At 37.7% G+C, this 24,330-nt stretch carries 23 protein-coding genes, 2 pseudogenes and 1 riboswitch; of the genes and pseudogenes, 9 read left to right on the top strand and 16 right to left on the bottom strand.

The window, feature by feature from the left end:
- Nucleotides 1–157 precede the first annotated feature (157 nt).
- On the bottom strand, nt 158–664 hold the full coding sequence (locus tag OE105_RS11880) for a PaaI family thioesterase (RefSeq protein WP_275420387.1): 507 nt from the start codon (nt 662–664) through the stop codon (nt 158–160).
- A 228-nt stretch (nt 665–892) separates the two neighbouring features.
- Nucleotides 893–1,083: riboswitch (cobalamin riboswitch) on the top strand.
- A gap of 127 nt (nt 1,084–1,210) precedes the next feature.
- On the opposite strand from OE105_RS11880, the gene OE105_RS11885 reads away from it, so the two are divergent.
- From OE105_RS11885 to OE105_RS11905, 5 genes are all read left to right on the top strand, one after another.
- Nucleotides 1,211–3,088, top strand: a complete 1,878-nt coding sequence (locus OE105_RS11885) for a DUF4430 domain-containing protein (RefSeq protein ID WP_275420388.1) — start codon at nt 1,211–1,213, stop codon at nt 3,086–3,088.
- Between the two features lie 87 nt (nt 3,089–3,175).
- Entirely contained in the window at nt 3,176–3,877 is a 702-nt protein-coding gene (locus OE105_RS11890) for a DUF4430 domain-containing protein (protein WP_275420389.1), read from the top strand.
- Between the two features lie 74 nt (nt 3,878–3,951).
- Nucleotides 3,952–4,836: an energy-coupling factor transporter transmembrane component T gene (locus tag OE105_RS11895; RefSeq protein ID WP_275420390.1), complete on the top strand. Its 885-nt coding sequence runs from the start codon at nt 3,952–3,954 to the stop codon at nt 4,834–4,836.
- Nucleotides 4,809–6,455: an ABC transporter ATP-binding protein gene (locus OE105_RS11900; RefSeq protein WP_275420391.1), complete on the top strand. Its 1,647-nt coding sequence runs from the start codon at nt 4,809–4,811 to the stop codon at nt 6,453–6,455. Before OE105_RS11895 ends, OE105_RS11900 begins: the two co-directional genes overlap by 28 nt.
- Nucleotides 6,452–7,135 carry an ECF transporter S component gene (locus tag OE105_RS11905; protein ID WP_275420392.1) on the top strand — a complete coding sequence of 228 codons (684 nt, stop codon included), beginning with the start codon at nt 6,452–6,454 and terminating at the stop codon, nt 7,133–7,135. Before OE105_RS11900 ends, OE105_RS11905 begins: the two co-directional genes overlap by 4 nt.
- A gap of 39 nt (nt 7,136–7,174) precedes the next feature.
- Here OE105_RS11905 and OE105_RS11910 read toward each other — a convergent pair whose 3' ends face one another.
- The 3 genes from OE105_RS11910 to hprK are packed head-to-tail and all read right to left on the bottom strand — an operon-like array spanning nt 7,175 to nt 8,904.
- On the bottom strand, nt 7,175–7,459 hold the full coding sequence (locus tag OE105_RS11910; protein WP_275420393.1) for a hypothetical protein: 285 nt from the start codon (nt 7,457–7,459) through the stop codon (nt 7,175–7,177).
- Nucleotides 7,460–7,499: 40 nt separating this feature from the next.
- Nucleotides 7,500–7,949, bottom strand: coding sequence for an ACT domain-containing protein (locus OE105_RS11915; RefSeq protein ID WP_275420394.1), 450 nt, complete (start codon nt 7,947–7,949; stop codon nt 7,500–7,502).
- 37 nt (nt 7,950–7,986) lie between these two features.
- Nucleotides 7,987–8,904: an HPr(Ser) kinase/phosphatase gene (gene hprK / locus OE105_RS11920; protein ID WP_275420395.1), complete on the bottom strand. Its 918-nt coding sequence runs from the start codon at nt 8,902–8,904 to the stop codon at nt 7,987–7,989.
- Between the two features lie 804 nt (nt 8,905–9,708).
- Here hprK and OE105_RS11925 point away from each other — a divergent pair.
- Nucleotides 9,709–10,611, top strand: a complete 903-nt coding sequence (locus OE105_RS11925; RefSeq protein WP_275420396.1) for a M23 family metallopeptidase — start codon at nt 9,709–9,711, stop codon at nt 10,609–10,611.
- Between the two features lie 27 nt (nt 10,612–10,638).
- Entirely contained in the window at nt 10,639–11,049 is a 411-nt protein-coding gene (locus tag OE105_RS11930; protein WP_275420397.1) for a bactofilin family protein, read from the top strand.
- 140 nt (nt 11,050–11,189) lie between these two features.
- On the opposite strand, the gene OE105_RS11935 is transcribed toward OE105_RS11930, so the two are convergent.
- The 7 genes and pseudogenes from OE105_RS11935 to OE105_RS11965 all read right to left on the bottom strand — a co-directional run.
- A complete protein-coding gene (locus OE105_RS11935) occupies nt 11,190–11,396 on the bottom strand; it encodes a DUF2179 domain-containing protein (RefSeq protein ID WP_275420398.1) in 207 nt (68 codons plus the stop codon).
- A gap of 396 nt (nt 11,397–11,792) precedes the next feature.
- Complete coding sequence (opuFB, locus tag OE105_RS11940) at nt 11,793–13,307, bottom strand: osmoprotectant update ABC transporter permease/substrate-binding subunit OpuFB (RefSeq protein WP_275420399.1); 1,515 nt, start codon at nt 13,305–13,307, stop codon at nt 11,793–11,795.
- Nucleotides 13,300–14,265 (bottom strand): ABC transporter ATP-binding protein, encoded by a 966-nt coding sequence (locus tag OE105_RS11945; protein ID WP_275420400.1) that lies wholly within the window; start codon nt 14,263–14,265, stop codon nt 13,300–13,302. The genes opuFB and OE105_RS11945 overlap by 8 nt, the downstream gene beginning before the upstream one ends.
- 4 nt (nt 14,266–14,269) lie before the next feature.
- Nucleotides 14,270–15,127 carry an SDR family oxidoreductase gene (locus OE105_RS11950; RefSeq protein ID WP_275420401.1) on the bottom strand — a complete coding sequence of 286 codons (858 nt, stop codon included), beginning with the start codon at nt 15,125–15,127 and terminating at the stop codon, nt 14,270–14,272.
- A gap of 320 nt (nt 15,128–15,447) precedes the next feature.
- Nucleotides 15,448–16,698, bottom strand: a pseudogene (gene ltrA, locus OE105_RS11955) (group II intron reverse transcriptase/maturase).
- A gap of 1,327 nt (nt 16,699–18,025) precedes the next feature.
- A complete protein-coding gene (locus OE105_RS11960) occupies nt 18,026–18,598 on the bottom strand; it encodes a hypothetical protein (protein ID WP_275420402.1) in 573 nt (190 codons plus the stop codon).
- Nucleotides 18,599–18,725: 127 nt separating this feature from the next.
- Nucleotides 18,726–18,860 (bottom strand): annotated as a pseudogene (locus OE105_RS11965) (IS3-like element IS655 family transposase); the annotation flags it as partial.
- A 48-nt stretch (nt 18,861–18,908) separates the two neighbouring features.
- Between OE105_RS11965 and OE105_RS11970 the strand changes: the two are divergent.
- Nucleotides 18,909–19,889: an Abi family protein gene (locus OE105_RS11970; RefSeq protein ID WP_275420403.1), complete on the top strand. Its 981-nt coding sequence runs from the start codon at nt 18,909–18,911 to the stop codon at nt 19,887–19,889.
- A gap of 559 nt (nt 19,890–20,448) precedes the next feature.
- Here OE105_RS11970 and rlmH read toward each other — a convergent pair.
- A complete protein-coding gene (gene rlmH, locus OE105_RS11975; RefSeq protein WP_275420404.1) occupies nt 20,449–20,928 on the bottom strand; it encodes a 23S rRNA (pseudouridine(1915)-N(3))-methyltransferase RlmH in 480 nt (159 codons plus the stop codon).
- Nucleotides 20,929–21,038: 110 nt separating this feature from the next.
- Complete coding sequence (locus tag OE105_RS11980; protein ID WP_275420405.1) at nt 21,039–21,209, bottom strand: hypothetical protein; 171 nt, start codon at nt 21,207–21,209, stop codon at nt 21,039–21,041.
- 201 nt (nt 21,210–21,410) lie between these two features.
- Between OE105_RS11980 and OE105_RS11985 the strand changes: the two genes are divergently transcribed.
- On the top strand, nt 21,411–21,905 hold the full coding sequence (locus tag OE105_RS11985; RefSeq protein WP_275420406.1) for a GNAT family N-acetyltransferase: 495 nt from the start codon (nt 21,411–21,413) through the stop codon (nt 21,903–21,905).
- A gap of 250 nt (nt 21,906–22,155) precedes the next feature.
- Here OE105_RS11985 and OE105_RS11990 read toward each other — a convergent pair whose 3' ends face one another.
- The 3 genes from OE105_RS11990 to OE105_RS12000 form a co-directional block, all read right to left on the bottom strand.
- Nucleotides 22,156–23,106 carry a hypothetical protein gene (locus OE105_RS11990; RefSeq protein WP_275420407.1) on the bottom strand — a complete coding sequence of 317 codons (951 nt, stop codon included), beginning with the start codon at nt 23,104–23,106 and terminating at the stop codon, nt 22,156–22,158.
- The gene (locus tag OE105_RS11995; RefSeq protein WP_275422185.1) at nt 23,103–23,621 is read right to left on the bottom strand and encodes a sigma-70 family RNA polymerase sigma factor; all 519 of its coding nucleotides are present in this window, start codon (nt 23,619–23,621) and stop codon (nt 23,103–23,105) included. Before OE105_RS11995 ends, OE105_RS11990 begins: the two co-directional genes overlap by 4 nt.
- A gap of 453 nt (nt 23,622–24,074) precedes the next feature.
- The gene (locus OE105_RS12000; RefSeq protein WP_275420408.1) at nt 24,075–24,293 is read right to left on the bottom strand and encodes a CxxH/CxxC protein; all 219 of its coding nucleotides are present in this window, start codon (nt 24,291–24,293) and stop codon (nt 24,075–24,077) included.
- Nucleotides 24,294–24,330: the final 37 nt, after the last annotated feature.

Consider the following 24,330-nt stretch of genomic DNA (forward strand, 5'->3'; position numbering starts at 1 on the left):
CAGCCCCTTTCATGAAATACGTTTGATGTTATTCCGATGACAGTACTTTTTGCGTGCACGGTCAAGCCTTTTCGACGCGCAAAATCATCTGTGGAATCTTCGGCACGTGCTCTTCCTGCTGGAGTCATCGCCACCTTCCCTTTTATCCATTTGGGGACTAATTGGAAAGTTCCTCTTTGTTTCGATTTTCCATAAAGGTTTCTGGCATAACGACGACAGTGACATCCCCTTTTGCACAAAGGGTTTGATCCGCATATAACTCTGTAAATACCCGCCATCTTTTTGGATGAATTTCCGTTACGTTCCCAACAGCTTTTAAAGTCGTATTTTGCGGAGTAGGTTTTAAATAATCGACTTTTAAGGAAGCGGTAACAAATCTCGGTGGTTCCGTCCCATCACCCGGTTCGTTCCCGTTTTTTCGATGAAGGGCTAAGGATGCAGAACCGGTACTATGGCAATCGATTAAGGAAGCGATTAGTCCACCGTACACAAACCCGGGCACAGCCATATGCTCCTTTTTCGGTCGATAATATGTAACAGTTTGATCCCCATCCCATCCTGTTCGGAAATGGTGTCCATGTTCATTTAAACTCCCGCAACCGTAACACCAAGCAAATTCGTCTGCATAATCATCTTGAATAGCGTGAATGACTCGTTCCTCCACAAGCAAATCCCCCTTTATAATGATATAGCCTTCCTATATTATCTAATAATTTCGAAATCGATTCTAGCCCCTTTGCTTCAATTTCCCATCACTCGAATTCGAGGAACCGAGCTTCCGAACAGATCACTATAACGAATCTCCAACTTATTTCAACCCCTTCCATAGCATTGAATTTACATTTCCCTTGACGAACATGGAAGCTGTCTCTTATGATGAAATTGAATACAATTACATACGGGAAAAACAGGTTGATTTTTGTTTACTGAACAAAAGTCATTAAAAGGGAAGTTCGGTGAAAATCCGACGCGGTCCCGCCACTGTAAATGGGAGCTTCTAAGGAGACCACTGTCAAAACGATGGGAAGGCCTTAGTAAGCGATGAACATGAGCCAGGAGACCTGCCTGTTTTTTCACGCCGTTAACCCTACGCGGATAGGGGGTGTGGTTTGCAAATGGGTTTTTATACCCTAAATATTTTTTGCAAAGTACATCTCCTCCGAGGGATGTTTTTTTTCGCAAAAACATCAGATAAAAGGAGGAAAATAAAATGATTATGGAAAAACGTTGGAGGAAAATTGCAAGTATTTTTGTCATTGGACTTTTGTTTCTTTTGCAAATCGGTATTTTTCATCAAGTAAACGTGTTTGCAGATCAATTGCCACAGGGAACGATCATTACCGTTTTAGATCGAGACGGGGATCCGATAATTGCTACAAAGGCCGTTCCTTTTGAGGAAGGAGCGTCGGCAAAAGATTTATTGGAAAAAGTCGCTGATCAGGTTACCTTTGAATCAACCGAATATGGACCTTTTTTAACGGGTATAAACGGACATTTTCCCGAAAATAACGATTATTGGGGGTTTTTTATTAACGGAGAATCATCGATGATCGGAGTCGCTGATTATACCGTTCAACACGGAGATCATTTGCTATTTCAAATCATTGACGGAACCAAATGGCCACCCGCTTCTGTCAACGTAACCGTCACAGCGGTAGACGGTACGGGAAAGGTTGTGATTCCGGAAACTTCCCTTTCCGTTGTAAAAGGTGCAACGGCTTATGATGCCCTTATACAAGCTGCCAAAAAGAATGATGTATCGATGAATATTTCAATCGATTCCCAATGGCTTGTGATGGTTGAGGGCTTAGGGAATGTACAATTAGGTGATAAGGAATTTTGGGCGACGTATATGAACGGACAAGGGATGAGCGTAGGTGTATCATCCTATCAACTGAATGAATGTGATCGTCTATATTTAACCGTTGCTTCCTTTGCCGATGATCGTTTTCCATCGACAATCGAAGAGGAAGTAGAAAAGTGGAAAAATTGTCCGAACTCGGATGAAGAACGTGACCCTTCTACAGGTGAAAATGAAAATCAAACCGGATCGGATCAGAATGTACAGGAAATTGTGAATGAAGTCGTTCAATACTTACAAGCGAACTCTTCATTCCATTGGCAAAGTTATATCGCATACCCTTATTTAAATAAAGAAATTCCTGATACGGTTGTTGGAGATGTAGTTGATGAAATCAAATCGTCTCAAGGAAACTTCCGAAATGTCACCGAATTAGAAAAGACCATTCTCATATTAACGGCTGCGGGAAAGGATGCCAAACAAGTAGCTGGCTACGATTTAATCGATCTTCTTGGAAATCATGAAAATATGACAAAACAAGGAAACAATGGACCGATTATGGCACTAATCGCTTTAGATAGTGGAAATTATGAAATACCGAAAGATGCCCTCTGGACGCGTGAAAAACTAATCGATATGATTATTGAAAACCAACTTGCATCCGGTGGTTGGTCCCTTGTCGGTGATCATCCAAGTACAGATATAACCGGCATGGCTTTAGCTGCTTTATCTCCTTATCAAAAGAAAGAAAATGTACGAAACGCAATCGACAAAGCGGTTCAATGGCTGTCTAACGAACAAACGGAAACCGGCGGCTTTTATGAAGAACTAAATGGTGGAGAAGCGAGCGAATCCATCGCTCAAGTAATCATCGGTTTAACTGCAAATCAAATCGATCCTACGGGGGATTTATTTACAAAATTAAAAGGAAATTTAGTACAACGGCTGATATCCTTTTTCCGAGAAGATGGCGGTTTTGCCCACCTGCCTTCAGATAAATATAGTAATTCCATTTCGTCTAACCAAGCTCTTTTAGCATTGGTCGCATACCAAAATTATCTCGATGGAAACAGATCCGTTTTCCAATTAGTCGACCGTTTCAATGATTTAAGTCCAATTGATCAAAATGGTCCCAATATCGATCAAGAAAAACAAACCAGTCTCGAAGGAAAAAGATTACCAAATACCGCCACAGCCAATGAACAACTACTTTTCATTGGTATGCTCGTCCTCGTTTTGGCACTGTTTACGTATCGCTTTTATCGAAAAATACACATCAAATCTTAATTGTAAGGGTGCCATAATCGGCGCCCTTCCCGTACGCATATCGGTTTACTTTTATTTCATTTATTGAGAAGGTGGGAGATGGTCCCAATGAAAAAATGGTTCGTACTTATTTTATCCATCCTATTGACAATTTCCATCTCCGGATGTAGTCCGGATCCCGTTTTACCGACCGATGACAATAGTCAATCGCTCGAAACATCCAAACAGGTTCAAGAAAATCAACAACAGGAAAAAAAGGAACAAGAAACGGAAATCGATGAAAAAAATTATCATGAAGTTGACCGTTCTAATGATGAAACAAAAGGGGAACAAACCGGGAAACAGTCCATTCAATCCCCGAAAAACGATGAAAAAGAAAATCAATCGAATCAAGAAAAACCTGTAAGCAAAAAAAATGAGGACGAAATTCAACCAAAGAAGGAACAGCAACAAGAGCAAACGGAATCGTCCACAAAACCGAAGGAAACCGTCACCCTTTCCATCGTCGATTTAAATGGTCCGGTAATTCCTGCGACAAAAGTGGAAATCGAACCGAATGATACCGTATTAAGTGTGACGGTTCGAGTTTTAAAGGAAAAAAAGATCCAATATGAATATACCGGTAAAGGTGCTAGTGCCTATGTAAAAGGAATCGACAACTTATACGAAATGGATGAAGGACCTTTAAGCGGTTGGCTATACAAAAAAAATGGTACGATCGTAAGTAGAAGTGCAGGAATTGAACCGGTAACAAACGGGGATCGAATCGAATGGTTTTATACGAAGGATTATACGAAAGTTCGGGAATGAAAAAGTTTATCTTCCTCTATAAAAATCGATTCGGTTAGCGCCCTACTTTTTCAAACACAAGGGGTGAACGTCGATTGGACTATGGTTTTCGCAATTATCATCCGTTAACAAATTTTATCTATTATATTTTTACATTCCTCCTGATTATGCTCAGTCAGCACCCGTTTTTTTTATTTTTCACCGCTATATTTATGATTTTTCTCAACTACTTACTAGATCGCGGGAGGCAATTGCGGAGATGGGGGAAGTTTGTCATAACACTTATATTCCTATTTATAATTATCACCCCCCTAATTAATCATCGGGGATCGATTATCCTTTTTTATGTTTTAGATAAGCCGATTACCTTTGAAGCAATTTTACAAGGCGTCATTAATGCTTTAACCTTATTTTCAGTAGTAGCATTATTTTTCACCTTTTCTTTCGTCATAAACGGGGAAAAATTACTGTTTCTCTTTTCCAAATACTTTCCTAATTGGGCATTGTTAACGATGTTATCCGTTCGATTCGTTCCATTGTTTAAAAGACGGTTAGAAGAAATTCGAAGGGTCCAACAAACGAAAGGAGATGCTCACGAACGATCCATCAAAAGGCGATTGAAACATGGGTTATTACTGATTCAAATTTTATTGACATGGTCCCTGGAAGACGGTATCCAAACGGCGGATTCCATGGCGGCAAGAGGCTACGGTTTACGAAAAAGAAGTCGATATATTCGTTATAAAATCGAAAAAAAAGATATGGTTCTGATTATTCTTATGTCTTATTTCACCGGCATTTCCATCTGGGGATGGTTCCTAGGGGATAACATCTTAACGATCTTTCCCATACTCGAACCTTACTTTCTACAAGGAAGGGAATGGTTCTTTTTCACAAACTTCATTTTTCTTATAGGACTGCCGCTTTTGATTGAAGGAAAGGATGCGTTCAAATGGCTATGTTGGAAACGAAACAATTGAGTTTTACTTATCCAGATCAAAAACAACCTGCTTTAGACAATGTGTCATTATCTGTAGAACCAGGCGAGTTTGTGATACTTTGTGGCCAATCAGGTAGCGGCAAGTCCACGTTACTCCGACTCATAAAAAGGGAGATCGCCCCCCACGGAAAAAAGGAGGGAGATCTTTTTTATAAAGGGCAACCATTGGAAAAAACACCTCCCCTTAAAGTGTCCAAAAAAATCGGGTTTGTTTTCCAAGATCCGGAAAATCAAATCGTCATGGATCAAGTGTTTGATGAACTAATTTTTGGAATGCAAAATATCGGAATGGAAACGGACGAGATGCGCAAGCGAATTGCGGAAATTACCCATTTTTTTGGTATTCATCATTTATTAAAAAAAGAAACCCACGTTCTTTCCGGTGGTCAAATGCAAATGATCAATTTAGCATCCATATTGTTAATGGAACCAGAAATTCTTTTATTGGATGAACCGACAGCTCATCTAGACCCGATTGCGGCAAAGGATTTTCTCCATATTGTCGGTCGAATGAATCGGGAATTCGGGATGACTGTGATCATGGTGGAACATCGTCTCGAAGACGTGTTGTCTTTCGCAGACCGACTCATCGTTTTAGAAGAAGGAAGGATTTTGAAAGATGGTCCCGTTCGTCAAGTAATTAACCAATTGTCCGATGAAAAAAATCATACCTTTTCATATTTGCCAGCACCTGTTCAATTATATTTCCATTATTCCACGAACAAACAAGTGGAGGAAATCCCTCTAACAATTAGAGAAGGGAAGAAATGGGTTCAGCAGTTGAACGTACGTTTACGAGAAATACCTAAAAAATCTGTATCGAGGAAACAAACGATTTATTCCCTTGAAAATGTCGATTTCCGTTATGAAAAACGTGGGGACAATATTTTAAAAGCTTGCCACTTATCCGTTCAAGAAGGAGAATGGTTAGCGATCGTTGGTGCAAATGGGACGGGAAAAAGTACTTTATTAAAAGTGATGGCTGGTATCCTACGACCGCAACGAGGATGGGTGAAAGTGAATGGGAAAATGTTACGGGGGACAATCCCTGAAATCGGTTATGTCCCTCAAAATCCAAAATTACTTTTTTCCTCCGACACCATTTATGAAGAACTGTCTAATCAAATTCCGATAAACAATCGAGATAAAGGACGAAAAAAATTAACAGAGCTGATTACCTTTTTCAACCTAGAATCGTTATTAAATCGCCACCCGTATGATATAAGCGGTGGGGAGATGCAAAAGGTGGCCATCGCCTCCGTATTACTCTCTTCCCCAAAAATCTTATTATTGGATGAGCCGACAAGGGGTTTGGATCCAACGGCAAAAAGGGAACTCGGTACCCTGTTGAAAAAATTACAGGAACAAAACATGACAATTGTAACGATTACCCATGACATTGAGTATGCCGCTTCATTTGCTGACCGTTGTGCAATGATGTTCCAAGGAGCAATCACAGTCCAATCACCAACGGAAGAATTTTTCAAAGGGAACCATTTCTACACGACGATGATTAATCGAATGACGCGGGGAAGTAATGTACCGGAAGTGATTACAGTAGAGGAGGCAAAAGAGAAATGGGATTTGGAGGAAGAATGAAAAAGGGAAAGATTGAAATGTTAGCCATTTTCTTTCTTTTAACTTGTTTACTCCTATTATTCACCTTATTTTTTCACCATCACTATATGCTTACGAGCGTCGTTTTTTTAACTTTGACCTTCATTCCCTTTTTCATTCGTTTTGAAAAGAAAAACGGATCGGGTAGAGAGCTGGTCGTGTTAGCCATTTTAGCAGCCGTCGCTTCCGTTAGTCGCATTCCCTTCGCATCGATTCCGAGCGTTCAACCGATGACCTTTGTCATTATTATGACGGGGGCGGTTTTTGGAATCGAAAGTGGCTTTGTTGTCGGTGCTTTGTCAGCCATCGTCTCGAATTTTTTCCTCTATCAAGGACCGTGGACAGTTTGGCAAATGTATGCATGGGGACTGGTCGGTATTTTAGCTGGACTTTTGAAACAAACATTTTTTATCGAAACAGCGATTGGTCGGGTTATTTTCGGTATTGTAACCGGGTTTTTATTCAGTTGGATTATGAATATATGGGTGGTTTTAACGATGGTTCAAAATTTTAGCATCGAACAAGTACTGGTTTTTTATGCTTCTAGTTTTCCCTTCGATCTTTCCCATGCTTTATCCAATGCCTTTTTCTTACTCGTTTTTGCCAAACGGTGGATAAGCATACTAACGAGATTTCAAAAAAAATACGGGTTGTTAGAATGATTAATCATTTGCAACTACCCGTATGTGCATAAACCATTTTCAGTTCGGCTGGATCTGTTTATACGCTTTGATAAATTGGTCAGGGGATTGTTTCACCGGATAGGAATACACTCCCCGAATTGTATGTAAATACAGGAAACCGATGGAAGAATCAATCGGCCGGAACGTGATGTCGTTTACCTCCTTTAAAGGAAATTCCCGATACTTGGTTGCAATTTTATCAGGATATAACGTTAACATCCTTTCTTCTTCCGTAACCGTTTGCCCCTCAATTTCCACTTTTCGAATCATTTTTATATAAGGTAATTGTGCGATCGGTTCCATTCCTTTCCTTCCTTTTAAAAAAGAATAATTGAACGATTTTTTATATATCGTCCTTCCCTACGACGATTAATTGCTTAACGCCAGCAATCCGTCTCATTTCTTCTATGAAATCGGTCATATTCATCATCAAATGTAACGTATCGATCGATAATACGACGTTGGCAACTCCTTGAAGGGGGATGCTTTGATTGATCGTTAATATATTTCCACCTTGATCCGCTACGAAACGAAGAACCGTCGACAAAATTCCTTTTTTATGTTCTAACATTAGGGACACGGTGATAATTTGTCTAGATGTTGCCTCGTGAAAGGGGGAAATTTTATCCTTATATTTGTAAAAGGCACTTCGACTTAAACCTGCTTTCTCAACCGCTTCATTAATCGTTTGTGCTTCCTTTGTGTCCAATAGGCGTTTCGCTTCGATCGTTTTCAATATCGCTTCGGGTAAAATATCCCGATGCACCAAATACCAAATATCTTTCCTTTCCAAAAACACCCCTCCCTTATTTCAATCGTTCAATCCCATTTTATTCCGACCGGTTTAATTCAATTCGACGATAAAATTCTTCTAAAGCACTGTATCCTTCCTGTTGCAAGTACCAATTATTCGCCGCCGCTTCCACAAGGCCGGCTACATCTCGACCCGGTTGAACTTGAATTTCCACATGCGGAATCTTCACCCCTAAATATTCAATATACTTTTGGGGAATATCCAACTCATTATTTAAATCCTCGTCCTTCCATTTTGTTAGTTCTATATCTAGAGACACCCTCGTTTCCTCTTGAAACGCTTTTCTTCCATACATTCGAACGACATTAAGTAAGCCGATGCTTCGTACAGCTAAAAACTCCTTGTTCGTTTCATTATGGGTACCAAGAATCGTCTGGGAACTTAATTTTTTCAAGCGAACGATATCATCTGCAATTAACCGATGTCCTCGACCGATTAATGTATGGGCTGTTTCGCTTTTTCCTATACCGGATTTTCCTCGAATTAAAATCCCGACACCGAATACGTTCATACAAACCCCATGAACGGTGATCTCTGGGGCCAACATTTTCGTCAAAAAAATATTCAATTGGTCGATAAACTCACTACTTTTTTCCTTCGTCCTAAGAAGCGGGATCCCTTCTTCTGAGCAAAATTTTTTTAAATACACTAATCCTTCTTGACCACGTGTAACAATAAAACAAGGGGGATGATATTTCACAACATTACCTATTCGCCGATGCCTTTCCTCATGACTTAACTGGTGCAAATACGTTATTTCTTTTTTCCCAAGTATTTGGATTTGTTCCATGGGAAAATAATCAAAATATCCCGTGAATTCTAAACCTGGTCTATGGGTACGGGGTTGAGTAATTTTACGATTCAAATGTTCCTCTGCAGCTAAAACTTCTAATGAAAACTCCCGAACGAGTCTTTCTACTGTTATGTATTTCATTTATCCATCTTCCTTCCATACGGATCCATAAGTTTCATTTTTTTCATCGATTTCCTACCCATTTTTCTGTAATCCTTGTCAATAAAAGGCTTTCATCGTTATCATACATTTATATTAACATAAGTGGTCTCTTTTCATAAATTCCAAATGAATTAAGAAACGACCTTATTATTTGAATATTTGTGTATTTTATTAAAATAATCCAACGGTTTTCCCATGAACTTATAGCAGAAAAATAAATCGCTTCGTTTCCGCACTCAATGATATTAAATTATGACATTTTTACTTCCTTACATATTGGACTTGGTAATTTTGGGTATTACGCTCATTACCGTTTATGAGTCATTTTTTCCTCTTAATCGATCAGATCTCGGTTTTGAATCCTTCAACCCTACAAATCGATTTAGAGCGACATCTTGTTTCTTTTTTAACGTTCATTTTACATATTCCTTCTTAATTTTTTATAGATATAGCAGATTCTCATTCCATGTAATCAGGACTTTCATCCTATTTTTTCAATATTTTGGTAGATTTAATCAAAATACTGAAATGAAACAATGACTAATTTATCATTTTTATTACACTTTTATTGAAAACACTTATTTTTATTGACATTAGCTAACATCTATTTACAATGATAATAGATAAATATGTCACATATTTCATCGAATATTATGAATGATTCGTATTTTTTGTCTATTTTTCTTTCAATTGTATTTGTTTATACGAAGAGATGGAAATTCATTCAAAATGGATGGAACTCTGATCACACTATTTTGCCTAGAGGAGGTGAAACAAATCTGGATGATGAACAAGGGAAAAAGGAAAGAAATCACCTTTACGATCCTTTCCAATAATGCTAACGCGGTCGTTACACGATTTCGCGTCCCAAAAATAGTACTTTATTTTTTAACCGCTTTACCTTTTGTTCCAATCCTTTTACTTGTTTACTATATTACCATCAGTGGGAGTCAACAAGCGGAATTGGAAAAATTGGCACAGAAACTGGAAAATGAAACGGCAGAAAAGGAACAACTGGAACAAATCGTCACGGTTCTGGAAGAAAGATCTGGAGAAACAAAAGTTTACTTGGAACAACTAGCTGAGTTGGAAAACCGCATGCGTAATTACATAAATGAATTGCCTTCCGTAATCGAGCCGATGGGTGGTACACAAATTTTAGTAGATGAAGATGAATCGGTGGAAAACGGGAATGTCATCGCTCAATCGACAGAACTTATAGAGCGATATGAAAAAACGTTAGCGATCGTCGGCGAAGTAAGTGAAGAACTACGGTATACCCCAACCGCTTGGCCGACTGTTCCGAACACGATTACATCGGAATATGGTCTGCGTCGCGATCCTTTCAATTACGCCCCATCTTTCCATAGCGGAATCGATATTCGTGGAAGTTACGGAACCCCGGTATTTGCTACCGCAGATGGAAAGGTGATATTTGCTGAATATTATGGTGGCTACGGAAATACGATCAAAATCAAACATAACGGTACATACACCACCCTGTATGGGCATCTATCAAAAATTAATGTGAACGTTGGGGATACGGTAAAGAAAGGTGACATCATTGGCGCCATCGGTAGTACTGGGAGAAGTACTGGACCACATCTCCATTACGAAATTATAAAAAACGGAAAAACAGTTAACCCGAAACCTTATTTTATGTTTTTCGAAACGAATAAAGACTAATGACATTACTAGAAATGAGGGGGCTTTATGATTAAAAAAAGGGATGAAAGAAGTATTGAAACCATTATTAGTAAAGAAACGGTCATTGAAGGAAAAATCACGTTACCTAGTAGTCTTCGCATCGACGGAAAAATTTTAGGAGAAATTGAGTCTTCTGGGGATGTTTATATTGGAAAAGGGGCGCATGTAGAACCAACGGTCCGTGCGAAAAACATTATTGTTGCTGGAGAAGTAAAAGGCGATGTACATGCGACAGAAAAGATTCGAATTGAAGCGACAGGAAAGTTAAACGGAACCATTTCCGCACGGGGTATCATCATCGAAGACGGAGGAATCTTCAACGGAAGTAGCACCATTGTTGAAGCGGAAGAGACCGTCGGATTGAAATCAAAAAACAAGCTCGTAAACAAAAAAGAAACGAATGAAGCAGCAGGATAATGGGGAGATCAGAACGATGAATTCTTCTAACCTTTGGAACGATATAGGTGTTCTAAAGGTTATTTTTTTGGAATACTTTTATATTCATATGCAATGTAGATTATTCAAAATAGGATTTTCTAACTATGTTAAAAATAAAATTAAAACCTTTTATGCTGATTTATATCCTTTTCTACAATTTCATATACTGGATAAATGGTTACATATGCTTTTTCATCGATTTCTTTAATTATTTTTTTGAGTTGTACAACTTCAACATCATTTATAACAATATAAAGTAATTCTTTTCTTTGTTTACTAAATCCACCTTTCCCTTCTAACTCGTTATTCACTTTCGTTGAGAACATTACTTTATGGCAAAATAAATTTGGGAGTTTTGAACTTAGAAAAAGTTCTTTTTGAGGGGAAATGTACCAAGAAGATTATAGATCCATTAAATTGGATAAACTAATTAATCAACAATAGAGTTTTTCATTAGTATTTGCTTCAGTTTGTACAACCTGTTAAGTAAATGTACAATAAATACGTTTACTTATAAACAGGACAAGTGACGTGTATTTTTAAAAAAACACCCCCATTTCTTTGGGGGTGTTAATATTTAGCCAATATCTTGTATAAGGTATTTCTTACATCCTACTTATGCAATATCCAATTTTTTTACGAAAAGAAACAAACCTGAAAAGAAAAGAATGCCTCGGACAATATTCTCCCATACACGGCTGTAACCTAGACCAAATCTACATTTATTTGATCAACCCTTCCTTTTTTAAATAGGCCCGGGCAACATCGGAGGCACGTTTTCCTTCCACATTTACTTCATAATTCATTTTCCGCATTTCATCATCCGTTATTTTTCCTGCCAGTTTATTTAATGCATCAACGATTTCCGGATACTTTTCGACCGTTTCTTTTCGCAATAATGGTGCTCCTTGATACGGTGGGAATAAATGTTTATCATCTTCCAATACCTTTAACTCGTATTGTTGTAACTCGCTATCGGTTGAATAGGCATCGACGAGATTAATTTCTCCAGATTCAACAGCTACATACCGAAGTTTCGGTTCCATCGTAACAAGATTGGAAAACTCGATACCGTATAAAGATTGAATGCCTTTATATCCGTCTTCCCGATCAGAAAACTCCAACGTAAATCCTGCTTTCACCTCGGGCAAAATCGCCTGTAAATCAGAAATCGTTTCCAGTTCATATCGGTCCGCCAGTTCTTTAGAGACAGCTAATGCATACGTGTTGTTGTATTGCATCGGTTGTAACATGACGAGATCAAATTTTTCTAACAGCCCGTCCCGCGCTTGTTTATACACTTCCTCCCGATTGGTACTCACCGCTGTTTCCTTTAAAAACTCGGAAATCGCAGTACCGGTAAATTCGGGATAAATATCGATATTTCCCGAAGTTAAAGCATTGAAAACAAAGGATGTTTTTCCAAATCCAGGTTTTAATTCCACCTTTAGATCCGTTTCTTCTTCAATTAATTCCTTGTACATGTTAATTAATATTTCCGGTTCAGAGCCGAGTTTTCCGGCAATAACGATTTTTTTCTCCCCATTTACAAATAAAGGGGCTATGATAATAATCATTGCAATTACTGTGATGCTACCTAATGTGATCATCGTGTTTTTAAAGGATAATTGTTCGAGTTTTTTTAGTAAATAATCAAAAACAATGGCAAGGGCTGCAGCAGGAATCGCTCCGAGAAGAATGAGATACGTGTCATTTCGGTCGATACCAAGTAAAATAATGTCCCCGAGTCCACCTGCACCAATCAATGCAGCAAGGGTTGCCGTACCGACAATTAACACCATTGCCGTCCGAATTCCCGCCATAATTACGGGCATGGCAAGGGGAATTTCTACCTTTATGAGTCTTCTTCTATTGTTCATTCCCATCGCTTGTGCTGCTTCAATTAACGATGGATCCACTTCCTTTATTCCCGTATACGTATTTCGTAAAATGGGGAGTAATCCGTAGGCAACTAAGGCAATGATTGCCGGTATTTTTCCAATTCCAACGAGGGGAATGAGAATACCTAACAGAGCTAAAGAGGGAATCGTTTGAATCACAGCTGTAATGCCGATAATAAATTCCGCCACTTTTTCTTTTTTCGTTAAATAAATGCCTAACGGAATGGCAATGACTCCTGCAAAGAGTAAGGCGATTAAGGAAATTTGAATATGTTCAATTAACGCATCCAATAACTCCATTTTTCGATCTTGGAATATTTCCATAAAATTATTCATTCGATTGACCTCTTCCCCGAACGTTTTTCGATAAATATTGAATCGTAGCCCGCCGATCGATGAATCCGATCAGCTTACCATTTTCCTCCACCTGTAATCGTTCATCCTCCGAAAGCTTTTCCAATACTTCATGTAAGGAGGCAGATACGTTAACGACCCGGAGATGATCATTTACATTCGTTTCTTCTGTACGTACGAGTATTTTTTTCAATTGAAAATCTTCACCGAACCGATCGCTTTTTCCACCGACAAATTGTTGGACAAATTCATCGACCGGATGGTGAATCAATTCATAAGGTGTACCAACTTGAACGACCTTTCCATCTTTCATAATGCATATACGGTCAGCAAGTTTTAACGCTTCTTGCATATCGTGGGTAACAAAGACGGTCGTTTTTTTTAGATTATTTTTTAAATGTAATAGGTCATCTTGAAGTTTTTCTCGACTAATCGGATCTAATGCACTAAACGGTTCGTCCATTAAAATAATTTCCGAATCGGCAGCTAAAGCCCGAATTACACCTACCCGTTGCTGCTCCCCACCGGATAATTGATGCGGTTTTCGATCTGCATAAATATGTGGATCTAATCCGACCATTTCCATTAGTTCATAGGCCCGTTTTTTCATTTTCTCCTTCGACCATTTTTTCATTTCCGGAACGACCGTAATATTTTGTTCGATGGTCATATGGGGAAAGAGGGCGATTTGTTGTAAAACATAGCCAATATTCCATCGGAGTTCATAAATATCGTAATCGTGAATTTTTTTTCCGTTAATATAAATCATCCCGTCGGAGAGCGGAACAAGTTGATTAATCATTTTCAAAGAGGTGGTTTTCCCGCTCCCACTCGGACCGATCAATACGAAAAATTCCCCCTGATTGATCTCCACATTTAGGGAATCGACCGCAACCGTTCCGTCACCGTATACTTTCGACACATTTTCAAATTTAATCATCCAATTACCCCTTATAATTCCTTTTTATAAAGGATAACAAATCTTCCGGCTCTTGTCCTGTAATTGATTCAATATCATTTGTCGTTTCGTCCATTAAATGGCAACTTGCCGCCACGTATAAAGAAGCGAGAATCGGGCCAAATCCTTTTGGCTCATCATACGTATCGGCAAACTCTTGGGCAGTCATCGGATCGTATACAATCGTATGACCGCTTGCTTCGCTTAAAATTTCAGCAAGTTCGGGCATTGAATAAGCTTTCTTTCCAGTAAGTGTGTATGTTTTTCCGTATAATTCCGGCTGAATGGCAATTTGAGCAATCGCCCTTGCCAAATCTCTTCTAGAAACAAAATTGATCTTTCCATCTCCAGCCGGATATACGAGTTTTCCCCGCTCAATGAGTTCCGGTAAATACGGTGGTAACGGATCCGCATACATGGCGTTACGAACAATCGTATAATGGACATTAGCTGATGCGAGCCGACGAGGAACATAACCGTAAAATGGACTTAAAACAAACGGATTGTTTTCATGGTCGGCAAAAAAACCGATGACGATCAATTGTTTCACCTTTGCCTTTTCTACTGCAGATAAAACATTTTCAAATTCGGCAATTCGTTTAAGATTTGGGTGGACGATACTCGGAATGTATACGAGTGTATCCGTACCGGTAAAAGCGTTCATCATTTTATCCGTTGACTGGTAATCGGCAACATGAATGCTGACCCTTTCCCCAAATATTTGTTTCGCCTTATCCCCATTTCGAACCGTTACCGCTATCTCCTTATCCGTTCCAATCTTTAATAATTCTTCCGTAATTTTTTGTCCTAAACTTCCCGTAGCACCGGTCACATTAATTTTCATTTCCTTCACCTCGATTTTTTTCTTCCTTAGTAAAATTCCCTCGAACATCATTTTTCATGATAAATTTGACCATTTTATCTATTCATCATTTCATGTAACAATTTGTATTACATGTAATGATAATAGTTACAATTAATTGGTTTGTCAACTTTGACTTTTTCTCCTTCTTCGTTTATGAAACGATTTTAATTGATAAAAATGTTGATTCATTGATGATATCCTCTGAGAAACTAACGATCGTGAAGACAATCGAGTAGGAGGGGCTACTAACCCCGTCCTCTCACACCACCGTACGTACGGTTCCGTATACGGCGGTTCAATTAAGATAAATGACGCAGAAATCTATAACGTTTTCGTAGACTTTTAAGCCCTTGATTACTCGAGTATGAGTTATTGAGGGCTTGGTCTAATATCGGACTCTTTGCGATACGCCAATAACCTTTCCGGCTATTTCCCCATTCATAGGCTTTCCATTTGGGTATCCCTAAATGAATAAGATTCCGTATCTTTGCCTTCGGTACTTTCCAATTTTTCCATAAACACATACGTAACCTACGTCGAATCCATCCATCTAAATTACGGAAGACTAATTCTGTATCTGCAAGCGAAAAATATCTGCACCAACCCATTAGATATTGATTCAGTTTCTTTATTCGATTCTCCATGGGTATAGGCATTTTTCTTGAAGTTATTTCTCGGACTTTTCTTTTCATTCGTTGAATACTCTGCTTTGCGATACGAATCTTTGGTTCCTTGGAAATAGTAAAACTAAATCCTAGAAATTTTCGCCCCCATGGACGGTCCACCGCAGATTTCTTTTCGTTCACCTTTAAGCGAAGCTTTCCTTCAATGAAACGTTTCTAGCTTGCCATTTTTCGTTCCCCTGCTCGTTTCGATTGAACATAAATATTACAATCATCGGCATACCGAACGAATTTGTGTCCTCTCTTTTCCAGTTCTTTATCTAGTTCGTCCAAAAGTAACGGGCTTAATGGACCTCCTTGGGGTGTGCCTTCTTCTGTAATAGAGACCACTCCGTTTATCATTACGCCAGCTTGTAAATATTTGCGGATCAGCTTTAATAACAACTTATCGGTGATTCTTTTCCCTAATGTGCTCATAAGTCTGTCATGGTTTACCTTATCAAAGAACTTTTCTAAATCCATGTCTACGACCCATCTGTATCCTTCTTTGATATAACCCTTCGCTTTCCTTACAGCGTCATGTGCACTCCGATTTGGTCGAAATCCATAACTATGTTCAGAAAACATTGGGTCATATATCTTCGATAATACTTGGGCAATGGCTTGTTGAATCAAACGGTCTGTTACGGTTGGAATACCTAATAACCTTATACCACCATCAGGTTTCGGGATTTCGACTCTGCGGACTGGCATAGGTTCATAGGTACCTTTGAGAATTTCTTCTTTAATGAATAGCCAGTTCTCTGTGATATGCCTTCGTAGGTTTTGTACGGGCATCCCGTCAACTCCATGGCTTCCTTTATTCTGTTCCACTCTCTTTAATGCTTGAATCATATTCTCCCGTGACAGAATTCGATTCAAAAGCATGTTATTCTTCCTTCCTGAATAGCTTATCTTTTTATGCCAGTAGTCACTCCACCCTCCGAAGGTCCCCCACGGGATTCACCGTTTCCTCCCTTCTGGTAGGTACATTGTTTTCTGTGTTCATCATGACACACTGAATGCCAAGGGCTATTCTCTCTTAATTGTTCGGTCCTTCTTAGTTGTTCTAGATCAACTAATACTATGACCTCTGCTGACTTCTGATAGTTCAGCTGTTTATCACTAAACAGGTTGTGAAGGGTACTTCACATATCCATCAGATCTCCCCGGGTAAGAGTGCAATCTTTCTTTCCATTTATCTGCTTCATTTACTCGGTATCACCTTGGGCAGAAAGGACTTTGTTGCCTGAGCAAACTCATCCAATGATACCTAGCCTTATATGAAGTTCGTGTTCCTCAGATCGGAAATTTGCCGCTCGATTCCTTCAGATTCCGCGTCACCAGGGACACCCTTGCGTTAAGCTAACCGTTACTTCTGCCTTCACGGCTCGGGACTTTCACCCTAGAGATTACACCCATGCCGGGTGCACAAAAAGAAGGGATTTTGAAGACCGGCATTCGCACACTAGTCATTCATGCCGACAAGGCAAAAAGCATGTTAGAATCCATGTGAGTTTTTCCACTTCCTTTTTCTCCTGCCCATTGGATTTTTGTAAAATAGATTTTATCAATTTCGTTCACTCATACTAAATCGAATCGGATGGAGAACAATTCATTCGGTAAAGAACGAAAGTAAGCAGTGTATTACAATGCCTTTTTTCTATCTTTACTAGAGATCTTATGAATATATTTTGTTGTTCGTTATAACCGTGAATAATAAAGGATAGGAAAAACAATTGATTCAAGAAGTTTAATCAAAAACATTTATTTTTTACATACGATTTCCCCAAATCAATATCCCTTGACATGTATCGTTTGAAAATTAACGTTTGGTCATCGAGGCAGTTGGGGGCAAAAGCGATCAAATTTTTTCCACCTTTCCAATTCACCCGTATTATCCGAATTAATTTTCAGGCAAAAAAAAAGAGACAAGCATGCCCCCATTATTTTCTCCCCATCATTCGATTCAGATTTTTTTCATCTATTTCATAGTACATCGTGGAATTTAGATTCGTCGTATACGATTCCCCTTTCATTTCGTAATGAAGGGTAGGCGTAATTTGATAAAAATCTACATCCCCTTCTAGCTCATGAAAATTGGCAGTTAAACGGATCATTTCATCTGGTTGGATGACAACATCTGTATCAAAATTTTTCCCGTTTACTAATATCGTATTAAATTGAAGATGTTTATTATCTATAAAAAGATCCTTTAATGTATCGAATCTTCACCAGAATTCCTCAATTTCACATCGAAAGTAAGCTTTGTAGATATAGCTGGATAAGAACCCGCCTCTAATAAATTTTCGTGCAAACCTGTACTCACTTGAATATTGCCAACTGAAAAATCATATTGGGATTGATCGTCCGTTCGTATTGTAATCGTTTGAATCGTTTCCGAAATCTGTTCAGTCACATCAGCTACCCCAATAGTTGCAACAAGGGTGAATAAAGAATATTTGTCGTTGATATCATCACCCTTTTCGATCTGATATTTCATTAGTTTTATTTTTTCTGTATCTTTTAATGAAATTCCTTCAATATGTTCAACGTCGCTCGGAGGAGCAATAAAAACTAAATTTAGTGATTGTTCTGGAAACGTATCACTTAGCTTAATATCGCTATCCCACCTGGCGAATTTCACCTTTTCTGGTGTGAATGTTTCTTCTTTATCCGGTAATTGCATCGCCTTGTCTTCATCTCCATCTCTAAAAAAGAAAAAAAGGGTTGTAACCGTTATAAAAAGGATTAGTAGAGCGAACGAGTAAACATACTTCCGGTTCATATATAATCCTCCTATCTATCGAAACTTCGGACGACACAATTTTATTTTAATTAACGTAAATTATATTTTCAATATTTTTATAATTTTTTAAACGATAAAAAAGTTTTCTAATCAAAAGTCACATCTACTTTCGTCCTATGATCAGCGCGGCTTGTTTAAAAATATCATTCTCCATCATCAGTCTTTGATTTTCTTTGCGTAACCTAATTAACTCTTCCTTCTCAGGGGTTCTATTGACCTTTTCTTCAAAGGATCCACTTGTTTTATGCTGACAAACCCATGATATAATACAAAAAGGAGGGGGAAATAAATGTCAAAAGTAAAGAGTATAGATTCTCTTATGAAATATTTAAGAGACAAACATGGCATTCATATCTCAGGAAGCACTCATAAAAGAAAACTTCGAAATATTGGGTATTACCATGGATATAAAGGCTATCGCTTTATTAAAAAACCAAGTAAAAAAATTAATTATACTGATTTTAATCAGATTTTATCAGTCAATGAATGCGATATGGAATTGAAGGCACTATTTTATCCTCAAATAATGTTTATTGAAACTGCTATAAAAAATTACGTTCTTGAAATTGTTTTGAAACACGGAAAAACGGATCGCTTCGATACTATTTTTGATACTCTTTTAACCAATTATAAAAGACATAAAGTTGGTTCTAAAGATTACAAAAAAGCACTGAATCAAAGATTACGTTTGAAAAATAAATTTTACGAAACACTTGCACGTAACTATAATTCTGACAAACCAGTAGTGCAACATTTTTATCATCAGGACAGGCATGTACCAATATGGGCGATTTTTGAGGTCATAAGTCTTGGGGAATTTGGAAATTTTGTTTCCTGTTTAGATATAAGGATTAAACGGGATATCTCCAAATCGTTAAATCTAAACCAAGCCTTTGATGGAGATGCTAAGATGACTGAAAATATAATTTTTCTTATCAAAGATTTAAGAAACTCAATAGCCCATAATGATGTAATTTTTGACACACGTTTTCAAACTGGTAAACCAAAAAAGTCTTTAATAAATGCTTTAAAAAGTGATACAGGTATTCAAAATATTACGTTTAACACTATTGTAGATTATTTAATTTTGTTAATATTCATCCAAAAGAAACTCTATATATCCAAAACAGAATTGAATAAGATAGTAAATAAGTTTGAAACAGTTATTAATCATTTCAGAACACAAATCCCAATATCTGTTTATCATCAAATTTTTCATACAGATACAAGGAACAAAATAAATTCTTTAAAAACGTTCATTAAATCGTAAATTTCTTGCATCTTTTTATAAATAGTTGTATATTATATATACAGAATAGCGGTGGATGTCTTCGGACCACACCTAAGGGAATTGGATGCGTCCAATTCCCTTTTCGAAATTTTAATTACCTTTTTTAATCTAAACTTACAGGGGGTAGTTCAAAAAAGTCAGGGTAACTGATTTTTTTGAGTCCCTCATTTTTTCACTTTTTAAAAAAACGCACAAAAAACCGTCCTTTAAGTAAAATGAAGTTACCACACAACATTACATACAGGACTGTTTTTTATGAGCAATCAAAAGATTATGTAGCATTAGCTCACAACATACTGAAAGTAGCCGGCATCCGCCAGCTACTTTCAGATAAAAATCGAAAACATATAAAAGCAAGTGGAGAGAAACGAATTGTTTTTCTCCACCTACTTCTTTTTAGGGAGTTATGAGAAAGGGAACTTATGATAAACCAATGGTAAAAAGAGTATTTTTTAGGTTAGATATCACCTTGCTAAAAGTAATTTGGAATAATTAAAAAGGGGCTATTTATGCTCTAAATCTTATAAAAAAACCTAATTTACTTATGATACGGCTCATTCCTCATGATGCGAAATGCCCGGTATAGTTGTTCGAGTAGAATCACTCGCATGAGTTGATGGGGAAAGGTCATTTTAGAAAAGGAAAGGGATTCGTTCGCCCGCTTCATCACCTCGTCGCTTAGTCCGAGGGATCCTCCGATGATAAAGGCGATATGGCTTTTTCCACGAATAAACAGTTGTTCCAAATTAGTGGCAAATGTTTCCGATGATTTCATTTTCCCTTCGATGGCTAATGCGATCACATAGGCATCGGGAGCGAGTTTTGCTAAAATCCTTTCCCCTTCCTTTCTCTTTACGATTTCCTTTTCTCCTTCTGTCATATTTTCCGGAGCCTTTTCATCCGATACTTCCACAATTTCTATCTTTACATAACTCGATAACCTTTTGGCATATTCATCGACTGCTTGCTTTAAATATTTTTCCTTTAACTTTCCGACGGTTATTATCGTTATTTTCATACGTTCGTTCCTTCCGTTTTTTCTTTAGTATAGCAAAAATAAAATGACAGACTAAGGTGCGGTGTGCCCCCATCTGCCAAAGGAAAATCAATTGTATAATGATGATACCTTTATAAACTGATCATTGAACCTTTACCTAGCAGCATTCCTTTTGAATAAACGGCACTAGCCATGGCCAAATCAAAATAAGCGATACCGACCGATTTAAAGAAGGTGATTTCATCCTCCGTTTCCCGGCCCAATTTCTCACCAGAAACGAGTTCGTCGAGTTCACTATCCACTTGATCAAAATCCCAAACTTCTTTCTTTTAGGAAGTAATCAAATTTTCCGTTTACTCTTTTGTCCTTCATATGTTTCGACTACGATTTTTGAACTTCTTCGGATCGTTTTTTTAGCGTAAAATCAAAACTAAGGAAAAGGACAAACGTATAAAAAAGGAAACGTTCATAAGACTACTGATACATTGAGGAGCGAAATTTAAATGGAATTCATTTCAACAAAACATCTTTCAAAAACGAAACTAACGAATTTTTTCATCGAGCATTGGGGAAGTCCGGAGATGGTAATTTCAAGCGGAACGTTCCATTGTGACGAATTAGACGGTTTTGCTGCAATCGATGAGCGAGGAAAGTTGATTGGACTCATTACATATGTCATTGAAAAGGATGAATGTGAAATTATTTCTTTGGATAGTATTATTGAAAACAAAGGGATCGGTAGCACCCTATTAAAAATGGTAGAAAAGGAAGCGAATAAACACCGATGTCAACGGATAAAGTTAATTACGACAAATGATAATTTACATGCTCTAGGATTTTATCAAAAGCGGGAATATCGATTGGAAAAAATTTATGTAAGGGCAGTGGAAAAGGCAAGAAAAAGAAAACCGGACATCCCGCTTATCGCAAATAACGGGATTCCAATTCGGGATGAACTGCTTTTAGTGAAACGAATCGACTCAGATGAACAAAATTAAATGGAGAAATGGCAGCACATCATTAATATAAGGACTGTCCGATACACCCCAAAGTTGATGGGGAAGGTAGTGGCGATCCTTTAAGGAATAGCACGTGTCGAAGATCTGACAGACGAGCTTGTGAGTTGAAAGGGCTAGGCCGTTCCTGCGGAAAGGGCAGCTATCGAAATGAAATTAAACGCATTTCATAAAAGGGGCTGTATTTTTGAACGCCCCCACGTCTACATATAGCCGTCTTTGTTACAAAAAATCATTTATTCAATTGATTCCACATTTTAGCAAAGGGTTTTTCATTCATTTTAAAATAAACAAGCATATTTCCATAATAAATATACCCGTCTTTGAAAAGTATGAGTTTTACTTTTGAGCCATCCGCAAGTTCGATCGTTAACTCACGAAATTGTTCATCCGTTCGGAAATCGACAATTGGATCTAAATTTTCTTTCCGAAGAAATGGTTTCGTTTCATTCAACTCATCGATAAAATCATTTACAATTTCCAAATTTGAAATAGGGTAGTATTGATCTATATTGTAATCCCAATCGTGAAAAGTTCGATAAAATGCATTCGTAACGTTCCCTGCCAAATGTAATTGGCCAAATAGATCCCCTCCACCTGTTATTGTAATCCCGTACAAGTTTTCGAAAAACTGGGCATACGGATGGCCATTCCCTTCTCCGTAAGCCATAATTCGAAAATTTTGATCATAACCTTTAACGGAATATACATTTACTTCTCCGATGTTCGAGGCAAATTCCTCTTCGTACGCTTCTTCCTTACCCATACTCCATTCATCAATTGTTGGCTTCGTTATTCCAAGTTTTTCTCCAATTAACGCTTTAGCCTTTTCCGGTTCGATTTCCGTACTTGTTTCCGTATAGATTTTTCCATGATAAATAATGAGACCAAGCATATCAGCAGTAACCGTCGTTTTCTCCGGTAATTGAATGGGTGGAATTTGAATGCCCTCATGCTTTGAGACATGGGTATTTTGAAAGTCATCATTCATAAAGAAAGATAAAATCGTGTATGTTCCAATGGATATAAGAAGTAAAGCAATTACGGCAATCGTTTTTTTACCGATCCTTCGTTTCGAACTATCCATTTCTTTTTTCGCTTTTGAAACACCGAGTATGGTCCTTTGATGAAGTTCTTTTGGAATGTCAATTGAATGGATAATTCGTTTCATTTGATCGTTCATTCTACACCAACTCCTTTTACCTTTTTCCGAAGTTTTTCTAAGGCACGATAGAAAATGGTCTTTGCTGTACCTAACGGAATATCAAGGATTTCGGAAATCTCTTTAAAGGTTAAATCTTCATAAAATCGTAAAAAAATCACAGTTTTTTCATCCTCATTCAAAAGGTCGATGATTTCACGAACAGCTATTTTCAAATCGAGATCTTCTTCTATTCGGCCAATCCAATCCATTTGAATTGGTTGTGTCAATGGAAGGACCTTTTTTCGTTTTCGAAGCAAGTCGAATGAGCAATTGATCACGATTTTGAATAACCAGGTTTTCACATGTTCCGGTTCTTTTAAATTTTTAATTGATTTAAAGGAACGATAGGCCGTCTCTTGTACAATATCGAGTGCATCCTGTTCATTCTTCACATATAAAAATGCCATGCGATAAAGATCCTCTTCAAACGTTTGAAATAACGTTAAATATGCTTTCATATTCCCTTTTTGTGCTTTTTTTACTAACTGGACCAACTTCACTTGTTACCCTCCCAATTTGTTAACTCACCTCAGTCATGGGCATATGTATCCGATTAATGGCCGTAGGAATCTACTTGATCTCAGTTTTCAGTAAAAAAATGATGTAAAAAGTCGTATTTGATAGATTTTTACTTGAAGAATCGGGTTTTTTCACTTATTAGACGATGCACAATGGATTTTAGCTTTATTTTATAAATATTTTTTCAGATAAAAAAAGATATGAGAAAAAGAATGATAACAAAACAGACAAAAAGAAAAGGAGTAGTGGGGTCTACTCCTTCGATTTCATAATATGAAATTTTTTAATGTATCCATTCGTTTTGTATTGAACCATCCACTATAGAATGGTATTCACAAAGGAAAGAATCCATTTTCCACATGAATACACATGTTATAAACAAGTTACAGACAACTTATTCACAGGACTTATCCACATATTCACAAAATCTATCCACATTTTGTGTGGGAATATTCGTTCGACACAATATATACACTTAGTTTTCCACAGTATGCACAAGCCTTTGTTGACAATTTCCCACTTTCCAATCGTTTTAATATTGGGGGTGTTCCTTTTTCATTGATGATCTCTTCCATCGCATATTCTACATGTTCTTCACAACTATAAATTACTTTTTTCTCCGTTCCTAATTCATTTTCTTTTTCCATTTTCAAGGCTCCTTCCCTACGAATTTCATGATAAAAG

It is taken from the genome of Fervidibacillus halotolerans (assembly GCF_026547205.1).
GTDB classification, from domain to species: Bacteria; Bacillota; Bacilli; order Bacillales; family Caldibacillaceae; genus Fervidibacillus; species Fervidibacillus halotolerans.

What these genes read in the sequence shown, in the direction of transcription:
- hprK (WP_275420395.1), bottom strand. Translation starts at nt 8,904, where the DNA reads ATGAAATACATAACAGTAGAAAGACTCGTTCGGGAGTTTTCATTAGAA.
- OE105_RS11905 (WP_275420392.1), top strand. Translation starts at nt 6,452, where the DNA reads ATGAAAAAGGGAAAGATTGAAATGTTAGCCATTTTCTTTCTTTTAACT.
- OE105_RS11885 (WP_275420388.1), top strand. Translation starts at nt 1,211, where the DNA reads ATGATTATGGAAAAACGTTGGAGGAAAATTGCAAGTATTTTTGTCATT.
- OE105_RS11960 (WP_275420402.1), bottom strand. Translation starts at nt 18,598, where the DNA reads ATGAACCGGAAGTATGTTTACTCGTTCGCTCTACTAATCCTTTTTATA.
- OE105_RS11930 (WP_275420397.1), top strand. Translation starts at nt 10,639, where the DNA reads ATGATTAAAAAAAGGGATGAAAGAAGTATTGAAACCATTATTAGTAAA.
- OE105_RS11900 (WP_275420391.1), top strand. Translation starts at nt 4,809, where the DNA reads ATGGCTATGTTGGAAACGAAACAATTGAGTTTTACTTATCCAGATCAA.
- OE105_RS12000 (WP_275420408.1), bottom strand. Translation starts at nt 24,293, where the DNA reads ATGGAAAAAGAAAATGAATTAGGAACGGAGAAAAAAGTAATTTATAGT.
- OE105_RS11910 (WP_275420393.1), bottom strand. Translation starts at nt 7,459, where the DNA reads ATGGAACCGATCGCACAATTACCTTATATAAAAATGATTCGAAAAGTG.
- OE105_RS11985 (WP_275420406.1), top strand. Translation starts at nt 21,411, where the DNA reads ATGGAATTCATTTCAACAAAACATCTTTCAAAAACGAAACTAACGAAT.
- rlmH (WP_275420404.1), bottom strand. Translation starts at nt 20,928, where the DNA reads ATGAAAATAACGATAATAACCGTCGGAAAGTTAAAGGAAAAATATTTA.
- OE105_RS11970 (WP_275420403.1), top strand. Translation starts at nt 18,909, where the DNA reads ATGTCAAAAGTAAAGAGTATAGATTCTCTTATGAAATATTTAAGAGAC.
- OE105_RS11935 (WP_275420398.1), bottom strand. Translation starts at nt 11,396, where the DNA reads ATGTTCTCAACGAAAGTGAATAACGAGTTAGAAGGGAAAGGTGGATTT.
- OE105_RS11945 (WP_275420400.1), bottom strand. Translation starts at nt 14,265, where the DNA reads ATGATTAAATTTGAAAATGTGTCGAAAGTATACGGTGACGGAACGGTT.
- OE105_RS11925 (WP_275420396.1), top strand. Translation starts at nt 9,709, where the DNA reads ATGATGAACAAGGGAAAAAGGAAAGAAATCACCTTTACGATCCTTTCC.
- opuFB (WP_275420399.1), bottom strand. Translation starts at nt 13,307, where the DNA reads ATGAATAATTTTATGGAAATATTCCAAGATCGAAAAATGGAGTTATTG.
- OE105_RS11950 (WP_275420401.1), bottom strand. Translation starts at nt 15,127, where the DNA reads ATGAAAATTAATGTGACCGGTGCTACGGGAAGTTTAGGACAAAAAATT.
- OE105_RS11890 (WP_275420389.1), top strand. Translation starts at nt 3,176, where the DNA reads ATGAAAAAATGGTTCGTACTTATTTTATCCATCCTATTGACAATTTCC.
- OE105_RS11990 (WP_275420407.1), bottom strand. Translation starts at nt 23,106, where the DNA reads ATGAACGATCAAATGAAACGAATTATCCATTCAATTGACATTCCAAAA.